The following is a 13,136-nucleotide window of genomic DNA, read 5'->3' on the forward strand; positions in this document are numbered from 1 at the left end:
GTGAAAATCGCGCATCGATGATCAGGATCGGGAGGGCTGGATGACCGACCGTCAGGATAAGGAGCAGGACGACAGCCGCGAGACAGACGCCAACAACGGCGCAAAGAATAGCCCGGTTGCAGGCACGGCGGGATTTATACCGTCGTTGCTCGGGATCGGACAGGGCGTAGAGCAACGCGAATACGGGAAACCCGGCATGCCATACCAGATAAAACCAGACCGTGGTTTCCGGGCCGGGGAAGAACAAGCCGTCATTCGAAAACAGATCATCATAGGTCAGGGCGTAGACAGCGACGGCGATGGCCGTGAACAGGTATCCACATGCGAGGTAGAGGATGCCGGACGATCGCAATACGGCGAATTGCGAGAAAAGAAGCACCGCGGTGACCATATAAACAACCGCGAGCGACGACTGATAACTGGCGATGAAGGCGGGAATCAATGGGAATTGAACATGGACAAAAGGAAGCGCCGCGGTGAACAGAAGCAGCGATCCGATCACGGCATAGAGGACGGCCTTTTTATCCGCGGGTGAGCTCGGAAGTATCGACAGATAGATCTGACGATCGTGACTTTCCGCCATGCGGTACTCCGGGATCTCTGGTCCGCTGATTGCGGGCATACGACTTGGAATAGTGGACGCAGCGAAATGTTTGGCACACGACGGCGCGCGACATTTGAGACGGAAGCTCGCCCTGAGACGTCAGGCAGCTTTACGCTGGAAAATGGAACCAGTGCCCGTGCCGCGGGTAGAGGCTAACTGACGAGCAAGCGGATCTACTATCGGCTGGGTTCAGGCACGCTCAGCGTCCAGAACAATCCGCAACAACTCGGTGGCATTCCGAGCGCCAAGTTTTTTCATGATATTGGCGCGGTGATCTTCGATGGTGCGTGGACTAATCCCCAGTTCACGGCCGGCTTCCTTGTTGGAGAAGCCTGCCGAAATCAGTTCGAGGACCTCTCGCTCGCGACGGGTCAGCGGCTCGCGGCCGGGAAAGTGCAACGACTGGCTCGTGCAAGGTAGTTTCTCGCGACGCCGCGAAAACGCTCGAATTGCTCCCTCGATCCGTTCGACGATTTCGGTTCCGCGGAATGGCTTTTCGATAAAATCGAGCGCGCCGGATTTGATGGCATCGACGGCCATGGAAATATCGCCCGCGCCGGAAATAATGAAGATCGGCGCTGGATAGTCCTGCGCGCGCAGTTCCTTCAAAATATCGATACCCGACTGTCCCGGGATATGAACGTCGAGCAGCATGCAGACCGGGCTGCGAGCGCGGGCAACAGCCAGCAAGGCCGCACCGTCGGCAAAGCAGATTACTTCGTATCCAGCCGATCCGAGTACAAGCGACAGCATTTCTCTGACCGCGGGATCATCGTCCACCACGAAAATCTCACCGACGGTTCCTTGAATCATCCATCCCCCGATTGCCGCGGATCGCAACATTATATCTTATGTCGGTAACCGTACGGTGTTTTGCCTTAAGACCCAAGTAAAATACAACGTCTATTCGGATAAGCATCCGGAGGACTCATCCATGATTGACATGGCCGAACCGCTCTTTGCGAATGTGCTCTTTTCCCTGATCGCACGGTCAAACTATCCAATGCGAGTCTCGTTGACCGGGTCCACCCAACGATCGGCCAACGCCAGCGATGGAGAGCATGGTACCCACGCGTCAAATATAGTTCCACTTTGGTACTCAGATGCCAGTCGTGATGACCGCCTGAAACACTGGCTTCGCATTGTCGCGGTGATTCGATCTCATATGACGTCGCAATTGATTGGATCGCAAAACGCTCGGGACGAAGAAGCGGACGCCGAGTACTTCGATGATTAGCGTATTGGGTGACGTCGGGGGAAACCAGAGTCTGGACTTCGGAATGTTGACAGCCGTCATTTTCGCGGTGTCCTGCTTTCTCGTCATTTCCCTGCTGCAACATGCATCGGAAGCGAACGGGATTTTGCGTTCCGGCTGGTTGATTGCGGCTCTGCTTGCGGTCGGAGCCGGCGGCGGAGCCGCGCACTACCTCGCGACGCTGATACCTGCTCAGGGCTGGCCTGGCGGGGAGAATCTTGCCACCTTGACGTCGTCAATCATCGTGGTGGGGTCTGCCGGTATCGCCGGATGGGCCGCGGGCATCCTCCGAATTGATCGCCATTTGATAATTGCCGCTGCCTTGCCGTCTGCGATCACGATCGCAACCATGCATCTCGCTGTCATGGCCTATCCTCGTTTTCAGGGTCAACTGATGTGGCTTGCGGTAATGATGGCAGCCTCCACGGCGCTGGCCGCCGTCGGTGGAGCGTGCGGCCTGTGGATTGGGAAAAGCGGTAGGGCCGTCGGCTTCCGGGTCGCAGGTACCGTCGCCCTGACCGCGTCGACTTATCTTCATCACGCTATAACGCTCTACGCGACATCCATCGGGGTCGGCGCCGGGCCGAACAAACCCGTCCTGTCAACCTCGTTTGACTGGACCGTCGGCGTGACCGTGTTGCGAGGTCTTCTGATCTTCACGCTCATTCTAATGGGAACCTGGTTTGAGGTTCGCGATATCCGGCGCTCTCGCCATAAGGACGAACGCCTGAAAAGCCTGGCAGAGGCCACGCTCGACGGCCTCGTTGTTTGCGTTGGCACCCAGATCGTTCATGCAAACCAGAATTTTTCGGTCCTGGCCAGGAGTTGCCAGGAAATTATCCGCGCGAGCGAGTTTTCGCGCTGGATACCTGACGTCGCGGCTGTTGATCTACTGAGCGCGCGACCGAACCTTCCCGTCCAGACTAATCTCGTCAGGTCAGACGGGAGTTGCATCGAGGTGGAACTGGTACAGCAGACTATTGATGTCGACGGTAAAGCGCACAGCGTCATTGGCATTCGCCATCTAAGTCCACGGCGCGATACAGGCCAGCAACTGCAAATCGCTTTGCAACACGACGCGTTGACCGGGCTTTCAAACCGAGCGCGGCTTAATATTGTGCTTCAAGAGATGTTCGCGCTGGAGGCCGCTTCCAGACAGCCATTTGCGGTCTATTCCATCGACATCGACCGCTTCAAGCACGTGAACGACGTCTTCGGTAACGGGTACGGAGACCAACTCCTCGTCGGCTTCGCGCAACGACTGAGAAAGACAGTCGGATCCGACCATTTTATCGCGCGGATCGGCGGCGATGAGTTTGTCGTCGTTCAACCGAATCTCGCTGCGATCGACGACACCGGGCGTCTTGCCATCTGCCTGGCATCCATCGTAGCCGAGCCGTTCGTACTGGGTAGCGTAACCATCAAGGCCACGGCCAGCATCGGGGTCGCGGTTGCGCCAAAGGACGGAGCTAATCCGGAGCAAATACTGAAAAGCGCGGACCAGGCGATGCAACAGGCTAAGCGGACACGAAACTCGGTCAAAACCTTCGCGCCGGAGATGGACGAATCGTTCAGCGATCGAGTCCACATCGAGCTGATACTCGCGAACGCTATCTTGAATGACCGCTTTGTGTTGCACTACCAGCCGCTGTTCGACGTGGCGAGCGGTGCGCTCATCGGATTTGAGGCACTTATCAGAATGATCGACGATCACGGCCGGCTGGTGCCGCCCGCATCTTTTATTCCCGTTGCCGAAGACATGGGGCTGCTGGGCGAGATCGGCGCGTGGGCTCTCAAGGAGGCTTGCGTCAACGCGGCGAAGTGGCCGGAACAGCTTACAATCGCCGTGAACCTTTCCGCGACTCAGTTTGGTGATGGAAGCCTCGCCCATCTTGTCTCCAGCACCATCCATGATTCCGGGCTTGCGGCATCCCGGCTGGAATTGGAAATTACTGAAAGTCTGTTGCTGGAGGACAGCGACAGCATCATGGCCGAACTTCGCGCTCTGAAAGACACCGGCGCCAAGATCGTGATGGATGATTTCGGCACCGGCTATTCCAGCCTGAGCTATCTGTGGAAGTTTCCGTTCGACAAGCTGAAGGTCGATCGCAGCTTCATGACGGGCTTCGATGGAACGGGCGAAAGGGTCAAAACCGTCTTGCGCACGGTGATCGGCTTGGGCCGGGAGCTGAATATGAGGGTCACTGTTGAAGGCGTCGAAACCGATGAACAGGCAGCGTTCCTGAAAAGCGTCAATGGCGATCAGGTTCAGGGCTATCTCTACGGCGTGCCAATGACGAGCGCCGACGTTTCGATTTTTCTTGAAGAGAGTTTTTCAAATGCCCGACAGCGTCAAGCCTGACCAACAATCATGCGTCCCTTGAAGTTGCGTAATCACATCAATTTTCAGGATGGAAACCGCCAGCATGCAGAATGATCGGATTGTCGAAGATACCAGTCGCAGGGTGTCGTTGCCGAGTTCAGCAGGAACACTCGCATCCCTTATGGGTCCAGTTCTCATTATCGGTCGGAATTTCAAGTATAGCGGCGTCGTCGCGCGCGCGGTTCGCAGTATCTGCCACGAGACTATGATACTGGAGACCTGTGATGATGCCAGAGTATGGCTTGAATGCGCTCGTTCCCACCACGTTATCATGTTTGTCGAGGATGGAGACAGGTCATACGTCGATCTGGTGAAATACATCGGAAGCCTGGCGTACACGTTGCCGGTCGTTATGATCGGCGAGAAAGACAAGGTTCAGCGTGGCGCCATGCGGAATATTGCCTCGGACCTTCGAATGACATTTTATACGTTTCCACATGCAGTCGAACTCGGCGTTCTCCGCGTGATATTGGCAGATCAGCGAGCCAAGACGGCTGGACTTCCCGTTGCTCACATTTGGGGCGGGGTAAAAGTTGATACCGTCGTGGCGCGATATCGCAAGAACCCCGACGGCAAGCGGTCAGGCAGGCCCCGCTCGACAGTTTAAGGCATCTCGCCTCGCCAAAAAACGCGTCGCAGCCATTGCTCGAAAGGCCTCGCGGAGGTGACCGTGAAGGCCACCGCCAGGAGCCCCGACCAGGATACGTCAAGGCAGCTTCGCATGTCGCGAATGCAAGCGACTTTTATTTTTAAATGAACCAAGCATGTTACTTATCTATCTATTAATAGCGCGAGCAAATGTATTTTAATTAAATCGATTTGAGCTTATCGCAGGCAAGCGTCGCATCGTCGGTGATTCGAAATCATGCTCGACGGTAGCGGCAACGCACCTCAATGGGGAGGCTGCTTTGATTGACTCCTGCGACTACCACGCACGCGCGACGCGGCGCTCAACGGCGATGACGCATGCTGACACTTTACCCGAACGTTCAAGGACGTTCGGTATCCTGGACGGGGAATGCAAGACAATCGGCGATAGAATCGACGGCAAGCATTATCGCGACGCTTCGTTCTCGCCGCTAAAGCGGGAAGACTTTATATTAATTCGAATCACTGGCCCTGTCATTGCGAGGAGCCCTTGCGACGAAGTAATCCAGTCTTGTTTTCCCCGCGCCCCTGGATTGCCGTGTCGCTTCGCTAAGAGGAAAACCGCGGGCTTTCCTTGACATCGCAATGACGGGGGGATGGGACAACGATTCATTTTTCGGTCATCACGCTCTAGCGAGCAAGGATTTGTGGAAAATTGGTAGCGACCGCAAGATCGTTCTGGTGATCGATGATGACGATGCGGTTCTGAGCACGATCGACATAATACTAAGTCGACGCGACATCGTCGTTATCATGGCGAGCAATGGTGAGGAAGCGATCGAAAAATTGACGCTGGCAACCTTTGACCTCGTCATCGTCGATCTCTTCATGCCGCGCATGGACGGCCTGGAGACTATCATGGCGCTTCACCGCCTCGCACCAGAGACACCGGTGCTGGCCGTATCGGGATCAGCGGACTGGGCCGGCGCGCCGTTACCCGACCTGCTCACGGCCGCTATCGCGTTCGGCGCAACGTCGTGCCTGAAAAAACCGTTCCGGCCCGATGAACTCGTCGCGGCGGTGGGTCGGCTGATGGCCATCGCACGATAATATGCCGATCGCCTTGCCAAGGCCGCTAGGTCTTGTCGCTCGGATGCGCGGGCTCGTCATCGGCAATGGCGCGCCAGGCGGCGCCTTCCAGATCATCATATTGTCCGCTTTTCAGCGACCATAGAAACCCGCCCAGGCCAACCAGACCAAGCGCGAGAGCCAGTGGCACGAGAAATACCAGGACTTCCATCAGGACCGCTCCCCTGCCACCCGGCGGGCGCGCAGCGCGTTGAGCATCACCAGGATCGATGACCCGGACATGGCGGCCGCGGCGATCAGCGGCGTCACATATCCGGAAATTGCAATTGGAACGGCGAGCGCGTTGTAGATCACGGCCAGCCATAGATTCTGCCGCATCACGCGCAACGCCTTACGCGAATAATCGACCGCGGCCACGACCGGCGCCAGCGGCTTGCCCAAAAATACCAGATCGGCCGTGGCCTGGCTGAGATGAGCGGCCGAAATCGGAGACATCGAGGCATGGGCGGCGGCCAACGCCGGCGCATCGTTGAGACCATCACCGACCATCATCACCCGCACGCCCCTCGACTTGAGTTCCCCGATGCGGGCAATCTTATCGGCCGGTGTGACACCGGCGCGCCAATCCGCGATATCTAGGCTTGCCGCCGCGGCCCGCACCGCCGTCTCGCGATCTCCGGACAGAATTTCCAGTGTGATGCCGCGCCGGCGCAGGGCGAGCATCACGGCAGCCGCATCCGGACGCAGCCGTTGCCGGACCGCGAACACATACCGCGCGTCGCCGTGACGCAACGCCACCGCCGACATTTCAGGGTCGCTAGCGAGGATCGTATTGGCGATCTGATCGGCGTCGCAAAATGACGGACGGCCGAGCCGCGCTTCGACACCATCAACGACGGCACGCACGCCCTGCCCGGCGACCTCTTCGACGCCGTCCAGCGGCAGCCTGGCGTTGGCACCGCGCGCCACCGCCGCCGCCACCGGATGGTGGCTGGCCAGCGCCAGCCGGCCGGCGAGGTCGAGAATGTCCGCCGGAATGTTGGCCGCGTTGGTCAGTTCAAGGTCGGGCGTCGTCAGCGTGCCGGTCTTGTCAAAGATGTTGTGATCGACAACCGATGTCCGCTCGATGGCATCCCCGGAATTCAGCAGCACGCCAGCCCGGAACATGGCGCCAGCAGCCACTGTCTGCACCGTGGGGATCGCAAGGCCCAGCGCGCAGGGGCAGGTGATGATCAGCACGGCCACCGCGGTGACGATGGCATCGTGCCAGCCTGCCCCCGCCAGCACCCAGCCGATCATGGTCAGCAACGCCGTGGCATGTACCACCGGCGCATAGAGCCGCGAGGCGCGGTCCGCGAGCATGACGTAGCGCGACCGTGCCTGCAACGCATGGTCGAGCAACCGGGTGATCTCAGCGAGCAAGGTGCCCTCCGAAGCCGCGGAAACCCGGATCCGCAGCGTGCCGGAAATATTCATGGTGCCGGCATAGACAGCGGTGCCGCGCTCGGCCGGCGCGTACAGTGTCTCGCCAGTGATCAGGCTCTGGTCGATCTCCGAGTGACCATCGATTACCGTGCCGTCGACAGCGCAACGCTCTCCCGGCCGCAGCAGGACAACGTCGCCAGGAAGCAGCGCCGCCACCGGCACGTCACTGATCTCGATATCGGAAACGAACCGGGTCGCGGTTTCCGCCTTCAGAGCGGCCAGATTACCCGCGACCGCGCGGGTGCGGCGGCGCATGTTCTGGTCGAGGTAACGACCGAACAGCAGGAAGGTCAGCAGCATGATCGCCGCGTCGAAATAGGCATGTTCCGCATGGTGGATGGTTTCCACCACCGACATCGACAGCGCGGTGATGACGCCAATGCTGATCGGGACGTCCATATTGGTGGTGCGAACGCGCAGCGCGCGAAACGCTGAAATGAAGAAGGGCTGCCCGGCATAGGCCGCCGCCGGCAGAGCGATGATCGCCGACAGCCAATGAAAGAAGTCACGCTGTTCGGGCATCATGTCGCCGACGCTGCCGGACCAGACCGGCACCGAGAGCATCATCACATTCATCGTCGCAAATGCCGCGACGCCAAGGCAGCGCAACAGGAATTTCGACTGCGCGGTTTCGACGGCTTCGGCGCGCACGGTCTCGAACGGATAGGCCTTGTAACCAAGTTCCGCGAGGCGATCGATGAAGCGCGCCGGGTTCATCGTCCCCGCCCACTCCAGCGCGACGCGGCGATCGGTCAGATTGACCCGCGCCAGCGTGACATCGGGAATCGCCGACAGGCCGCGTTCGATCTTCGCCATGCAGCCGGCACAGCTGACGCCTTCGACCGCCAGGTCGATACGCGACAGACCGGAATCGAGATGGCGAATGAAATGCGAAAAGTCGCGCGTGGCATGCATGGCGCGCTCCTATTCCAATACGATGCGGTTCTTGGAGAGAAACAGACGCTTGCCGCTGACATCGCCCTCCAGCACCAGGTCCCACAGGCCGGGCGCCAGCGCCACAAGCTGGCCGCGATAGGCCGCGTTGCCGGCTTCGGCGAGGTCGATCACGCGATCGGCGCGGCGATCCGCCGGGCGCTCCAGCCGGCCGGTGAAGGCCAGTCCCGCGATCGTCGCACCATTGCGATCGCGCGCGTCGACCCGGATATCGGCATGACCATCGGCGGCGCGCTCGACATGCGCGTGTACCTTCCAGCCACGGCCGGCCTGCGCGCGCGCCGCGGCAATCTCGCTTTGATAGGCAATGCTGGCGCTATAGGCGCTGTCGACCTCGGTGCCCGGCAAGGTGTCGATGGCGAATTTGGCAAGCGTTATGTTCACGCCGATCACCACGCCGAAAAATGCGATCAGACAGATAAGAACAGTACGGCCGGTGAGTGGCCTGACGGCGGCGGACGCGCTCATGCGATGATTCCCAAAACACTCATGGGGTGACAAAATTGTCCGTGGCGGAGGCGACCTCGCCCAGCCCGATATCGGTGACGCGCAGCCGCAGCGGGATCGACTTCTCGCCGTTACCCGCCGCGGGCGCCGTGACCAGAACGCGCAATTCAGTGGTGCGGTCGCGTCCAAGGATGATCATCGGGCGATCCGGCGTGACGGAATCGATGCCAACCACATGAATCTTGGCATCGACAGGTCCATCGACGTCGATGGCGACGACACGGTCGAAGCCGCGCTTGTTCAGCAGCCGCACCGTATAGGCATTGCGAACCGAACCGTCGGTCAGGCGCACCGCGACCGGGTTGCGGTCGTGCAGGACATTGACGTCGAGCAACGAGCGCGTCAGCAGGGCATAGAGCATGACGGCGCCGACACCGGCGATGATCGCCGCGTAAGCCAGCGTCCGCGGTCGCACGATCTGGTAGATTTCGGATTTTCCATCCTGGCGACGCTGGATGTTGATGTCGTTGTCATAGCCGATCAACCGCGTCGGGCGACCTATCTTGGTCATCACCGTATCACAGGCATCAATGCACAGGCCGCACTGGATACAGTCGAGCTGCGAGCCGTCGCGAATATCGATGCCGGTCGGGCATACCGCTACGCACTGGTAGCAATCGACGCAATCGCCGGCATGCTGGCCCTGCGCGCGCAGCTCGGTCGCTTTCTTCAGAGACGTCCGCGCTTCGCCACGATCATATTTATAGGTGACGTTGAGCGCCCATTCATCGGTCAACGCCGCCTGAATGCGCGGCCACGGGCACATGTACACGCAGACCTGCTCGCGCATGAAGCCGGCCAGCAGATAGGTCGTGGCCGTGAGGATGGCGATCCAGATATAGGCAATCATCGGCGCCTGGAAGGTAACGAGCTGGTTCACCAGGGTGGGCGCGTCGTAAAAATACAGCACCCATGCGCCGCCGGTCCACCATGCGATCAGGATCCAGATCGAGTGCTTCATGGTGATTTCGACAAAACGCTGCAGCTTCATGGTGCCTTTGGCGGCATCCTTCTTCATGCGCTCGCGGCGGTCGCCCTCGATCAGGCGTTCGACGGCGTAAAACAAATCGGTCCATACAGTCTGCGGACACAAATAGCCGCACCAGATCCGTCCGCCGACCGCGTTCATCAAAAACAGAGTCAACGCCGCGAGGATCAGCAGACCAGTAAAATAATAGACTTCCTGCGGCCACAACTCGATGAAGAAGAAATAGAAGCGGCTATTGGGAAGGTCGATCAGCACGGCCTGGTCGGGCGCGCCGAGACCGCGATTCCATCGCACAAAGGGCAGCAAATAATAGACGCCGAGGCAGAATGCCATCAGCCGCCACTTAATGCGGCGGAAGGTGCCGGAGACCTTCTGCGGGTAGATCTTTTTCTGGGCGACGTAGAGCGGCCCGACGTCGTCGGCTTCCAGCTCGGCGGCTGCTAATGGCTTGTTCATGAAGGTCATATCTCGACTTTGAAATGACCCTAGTGGTGAATCCGGCGTCTTTATTGATCCACCTCAATTCGCGTCCGGCGGCTCGCGGCGATCTATTGGCCGCCGCCGAGCGAATGCACGTAAACGGTGAGTGCCTTGATCGTCGCGGGATCGAGCCGACCGGACCACGCCGGCATCACGCCGTTACGGCCGTTGGTGACGGTTTCCACAATGGTCGCCTCATCAGAACCGTAGAGCCAGATGCCATCGGTGAGATTGGGCGCGCCCATTTCCTGATTGCCCTTGCCGGCGTCACCGTGGCAAGAAGCGCAGTTTTCCGCGAACAATTTCTGACCAGCATCCGCCTTGTAGCCGGGGGCCGTCGCCAACCCCGATAGCGAACGCACAAAATTCGCCACCGTGACGATCTCCGGCTTCTTCAGCGTGCCATCGCGGCCAAACGCCAGCATGGCGCCTTCATGGGCTTCGGCATGGCCGGAGCGAATACCGTATTGCAGCGTCTTCTGGATCTGCTCCAGCGAACCGCCCCATAGCCAGTCGTCGTCGTTCAGGTTCGGAAAGCCCTTGGCGCCAGCCGCGCCGCTGCCGTGGCATGGCGCGCAATTATCACCGAACACCGCCTTGCCGCGGGCACGCGCCAGTGCCAGGAGCGCCGGATCCTTTTCGATGTCTGCCAGCGGCGCAGCCCCCAGCGTGACCATCTTGTCACCGCGGATCTTTTCCAGATTGGCGAGTTCGACCGCGACATCGGCGCGCGACGAGTAATGCGCAACGCCGGTGGTGTAACCCCAGACCAAGGGCCAGGCTGGATAGACGATCCAGTAGCCGAACGCCCACACAATGCACGCGTAGAAGGTCAGCACCCACCAGCGCGGTAGCGGCGTGTTCAGTTCCTTGATGCCATCCCAGGAATGACCCGTGGTGGTCTTGCCCGTGACATGGTCGAAATTTTCGTCGTGGTCGGTCATGATGCGATCATTCCTCCCGCAGCGGCAGCCGCGCCGCCGCGTCGAACGTGGACTTGTTGCGGGGCCACAGGGCGTAAACCACAATGGCAATAAAGATTCCGACGAAAATCGGCGTCCATAATGTGACGACAATGTCCGAAGCGAAATTTTGAACCGTCAGTATCGCGCGCATGGGTTTCTCCTCAGCGGAGGTTTGCTTTTTCGTTGTAGAGCTTGAAATCGACCAGCGTTCCCAGCATCTGCAAATACGAGATCAACGCATCCATCTCGGTGGGCAGACCGGGCTTGCCGTCGAAATTGCGCGCCACCGCCTTCGGATAGCGCTTGGTGAAAGCGTCGGCTTCGGCGCTGTCAGGGTCGGTCTGTGCCTTCATATCCACGGCGGCGTTGGCGATCTGGTCGTCGGAATACGGAACCCCGACGGCACGGTTGGTGCGCAGGTGGTCGCCGATCTGCTCCAGGTTAACCTCGGTCTCCGCGAGGAATTTGTAGCCCGGCATCACCGATTGCGGAACGATCGCGCGCGGATTGCTGAGATGGGTGACATGCCACTCGTCGGAATATTTCGCGCCGACGCGGGCCAGGTCCGGCCCGGTGCGCTTCGAGCCCCACTGGAACGGATGGTCGTACATGCTTTCCGCCGCCAGCGAGTAGTGGCCGTAGCGCTCGACTTCGTCGCGCAGCGGCCGGATCATCTGCGAGTGGCAGAGATAGCAGCCTTCACGGACGTAGATATTACGTCCAGTGAGTTCGAGCGGCGTATAGGGACGCACGCCATCGACCACTTCGATGGTGCTCTTGAGGTAGAACAGCGGCGTGATCTCGACGAGGCCGCCGATCGCGATGACCAGGAGAATGCCCACGATCAGGACGATCGAGTTCTTCTCCATGATTTGGTGTCGACTCCAGAAAGACATCGGTGCGTTCCTTACTCGGCGGCTTGCAGGGATGCGCCGGAAGGCAGCGGCACCTCGGATTCGGCTTCGCCGACGCGAACCGTCATCCACAGATTATAGGCCATGATCAGCGCGCCGATCAGGAACAGGCCGCCCCCGAGGGCACGGATGATATAGAAGGGATGCATCGCCTCGACGCTTTCGATGAAGGAATATTCGAGAAAGCCGAGCGAGGTGTAAGCGCGCCACATCAGGCCCTGCAGAATGCCCGACACCCACATCGCCGAGATGTAGAGAACGATGCCCAGCGTCGCGATCCAGAAATGCCAGCTCACCAGCTTCAGGCTATAGAGTTCCTTGCGCTGCCAGATCCACGGCACCAGGCAATACAGCGCGCCGAACGAGACAAAGCCGACCCAGCCGAGCGCACCGGAATGCACGTGGCCGATGGTCCAGTCGGTGTAGTGGCTGAGCGAATTCACCACCTTGATCGACATCAGCGGGCCTTCGAAGGTTGCCATGCCGTAGAACGCCACAGAAACCACCAGCATGCGCAGCACCGGATCGGTACGCAGCTTGTCCCAGGCGCCCGACAGCGTCATCAGGCCGTTGATCATGCCCCCCCAGGACGGCATCCACAGCATGATGGAGAACGTCATGCCGAGCGTTTGCGCCCAGTCCGGAAGCGCGGTGTAGTGCAGATGGTGCGGACCAGCCCAGATGTAGAGGAAGATGATTGCCCAGAAATGCACGATCGACAGCCGATAGGAGTAGATTGGCCGCTGCGCGCGCTTCGGGATGAAGTAGTACATGATGGCGAGGAAGCCGGCGGTGAGAAAGAAGCCCACCGCGTTGTGGCCATACCACCACTGGAACATGGCATCCTGCACGCCGCCCCAGGCGACATAGGACTTGGAGCCAAACACCGAGACCGGCAAAGCCGGATTATTCCCGAGGTGCAGC

Annotated in this window: 14 protein-coding genes; 4 read left to right on the plus strand and 10 right to left on the minus strand. The window is 59.6% G+C overall.

Annotated features, from left to right (window positions below):
- Positions 1–583: MASE4 domain-containing protein (locus Q0S16_RS14980; protein WP_295849601.1), on the minus strand; the 583-nt coding region annotated here is incomplete at its 3' end.
- A gap of 210 nt (positions 584–793) precedes the next feature.
- A complete protein-coding gene (locus Q0S16_RS14985; RefSeq protein WP_295849603.1) occupies positions 794–1,417 on the minus strand; it encodes a response regulator in 624 nt (207 codons plus the stop codon).
- Between the two features lie 121 nt (positions 1,418–1,538).
- On the opposite strand from Q0S16_RS14985, the gene Q0S16_RS14990 reads away from it, so the two are divergent.
- From Q0S16_RS14990 to Q0S16_RS15005, 4 genes are all read left to right on the plus strand, one after another.
- Positions 1,539–1,841 (plus strand): hypothetical protein, encoded by a 303-nt coding sequence (locus Q0S16_RS14990; protein WP_295849605.1) that lies wholly within the window; start codon positions 1,539–1,541, stop codon positions 1,839–1,841.
- Between the two features lie 43 nt (positions 1,842–1,884).
- Positions 1,885–4,221, plus strand: coding sequence for an EAL domain-containing protein (locus Q0S16_RS14995; RefSeq protein WP_295849606.1), 2,337 nt, complete (start codon positions 1,885–1,887; stop codon positions 4,219–4,221).
- 64 nt (positions 4,222–4,285) lie between these two features.
- On the plus strand, positions 4,286–4,849 hold the full coding sequence (locus Q0S16_RS15000) for a hypothetical protein (RefSeq protein ID WP_295849608.1): 564 nt from the start codon (positions 4,286–4,288) through the stop codon (positions 4,847–4,849).
- Positions 4,850–5,475: 626 nt separating this feature from the next.
- On the plus strand, positions 5,476–5,940 hold the full coding sequence (locus tag Q0S16_RS15005; protein ID WP_295849610.1) for a response regulator: 465 nt from the start codon (positions 5,476–5,478) through the stop codon (positions 5,938–5,940).
- 25 nt (positions 5,941–5,965) lie between these two features.
- Here Q0S16_RS15005 and ccoS read toward each other — a convergent pair whose 3' ends face one another.
- From ccoS to Q0S16_RS15045, 8 genes are all read right to left on the minus strand, one after another.
- Positions 5,966–6,130, minus strand: a complete 165-nt coding sequence (gene ccoS, locus Q0S16_RS15010) for a cbb3-type cytochrome oxidase assembly protein CcoS (protein ID WP_295849612.1) — start codon at positions 6,128–6,130, stop codon at positions 5,966–5,968.
- Positions 6,130–8,319 (minus strand): heavy metal translocating P-type ATPase, encoded by a 2,190-nt coding sequence (locus Q0S16_RS15015; RefSeq protein WP_295849614.1) that lies wholly within the window; start codon positions 8,317–8,319, stop codon positions 6,130–6,132. The genes ccoS and Q0S16_RS15015 overlap by 1 nt, the downstream gene beginning before the upstream one ends.
- Before the next feature lie 9 nt (positions 8,320–8,328).
- The gene (locus tag Q0S16_RS15020) at positions 8,329–8,826 is read right to left on the minus strand and encodes a FixH family protein (protein ID WP_295849616.1); all 498 of its coding nucleotides are present in this window, start codon (positions 8,824–8,826) and stop codon (positions 8,329–8,331) included.
- Between the two features lie 19 nt (positions 8,827–8,845).
- Positions 8,846–10,309 carry a cytochrome c oxidase accessory protein CcoG gene (ccoG, locus tag Q0S16_RS15025; RefSeq protein WP_295849618.1) on the minus strand — a complete coding sequence of 488 codons (1,464 nt, stop codon included), beginning with the start codon at positions 10,307–10,309 and terminating at the stop codon, positions 8,846–8,848.
- A gap of 92 nt (positions 10,310–10,401) precedes the next feature.
- Positions 10,402–11,277, minus strand: coding sequence for a cytochrome-c oxidase, cbb3-type subunit III (gene ccoP, locus Q0S16_RS15030; RefSeq protein WP_295849620.1), 876 nt, complete (start codon positions 11,275–11,277; stop codon positions 10,402–10,404).
- A gap of 7 nt (positions 11,278–11,284) precedes the next feature.
- Positions 11,285–11,449: a cbb3-type cytochrome c oxidase subunit 3 gene (locus tag Q0S16_RS15035; protein WP_295849622.1), complete on the minus strand. Its 165-nt coding sequence runs from the start codon at positions 11,447–11,449 to the stop codon at positions 11,285–11,287.
- Between the two features lie 10 nt (positions 11,450–11,459).
- Complete coding sequence (gene ccoO / locus Q0S16_RS15040; protein ID WP_295849624.1) at positions 11,460–12,194, minus strand: cytochrome-c oxidase, cbb3-type subunit II; 735 nt, start codon at positions 12,192–12,194, stop codon at positions 11,460–11,462.
- Positions 12,195–12,205: 11 nt separating this feature from the next.
- On the minus strand, positions 12,206–13,136 hold a 931-nt coding region (locus Q0S16_RS15045), incomplete at its 5' end, for a cbb3-type cytochrome c oxidase subunit I (RefSeq protein WP_295849626.1).

The organism is Tardiphaga sp. (assembly GCF_025356345.1).
GTDB lineage: Bacteria > Pseudomonadota > Alphaproteobacteria > Rhizobiales > Xanthobacteraceae > Tardiphaga.

Bases quoted from the DNA above. Each gene is read 5' to 3' on its own strand.
- Q0S16_RS14985 (WP_295849603.1), bottom strand. From the start codon at position 1,417: ATGATTCAAGGAACCGTCGGTGAGATTTTCGTGGTGGACGATGATCCC.
- Q0S16_RS14990 (WP_295849605.1), top strand. From the start codon at position 1,539: ATGATTGACATGGCCGAACCGCTCTTTGCGAATGTGCTCTTTTCCCTG.
- Q0S16_RS14995 (WP_295849606.1), top strand. From the start codon at position 1,885: ATGTTGACAGCCGTCATTTTCGCGGTGTCCTGCTTTCTCGTCATTTCC.
- Q0S16_RS15000 (WP_295849608.1), top strand. From the start codon at position 4,286: ATGCAGAATGATCGGATTGTCGAAGATACCAGTCGCAGGGTGTCGTTG.
- Q0S16_RS15005 (WP_295849610.1), top strand. From the start codon at position 5,476: ATGACGGGGGGATGGGACAACGATTCATTTTTCGGTCATCACGCTCTA.
- ccoS (WP_295849612.1), bottom strand. From the start codon at position 6,130: ATGGAAGTCCTGGTATTTCTCGTGCCACTGGCTCTCGCGCTTGGTCTG.
- Q0S16_RS15015 (WP_295849614.1), bottom strand. From the start codon at position 8,319: ATGCATGCCACGCGCGACTTTTCGCATTTCATTCGCCATCTCGATTCC.
- Q0S16_RS15020 (WP_295849616.1), bottom strand. From the start codon at position 8,826: ATGAGCGCGTCCGCCGCCGTCAGGCCACTCACCGGCCGTACTGTTCTT.
- ccoG (WP_295849618.1), bottom strand. From the start codon at position 10,309: ATGAACAAGCCATTAGCAGCCGCCGAGCTGGAAGCCGACGACGTCGGG.
- ccoP (WP_295849620.1), bottom strand. From the start codon at position 11,277: ATGACCGACCACGACGAAAATTTCGACCATGTCACGGGCAAGACCACC.
- Q0S16_RS15035 (WP_295849622.1), bottom strand. From the start codon at position 11,449: ATGCGCGCGATACTGACGGTTCAAAATTTCGCTTCGGACATTGTCGTC.
- ccoO (WP_295849624.1), bottom strand. From the start codon at position 12,194: ATGTCTTTCTGGAGTCGACACCAAATCATGGAGAAGAACTCGATCGTC.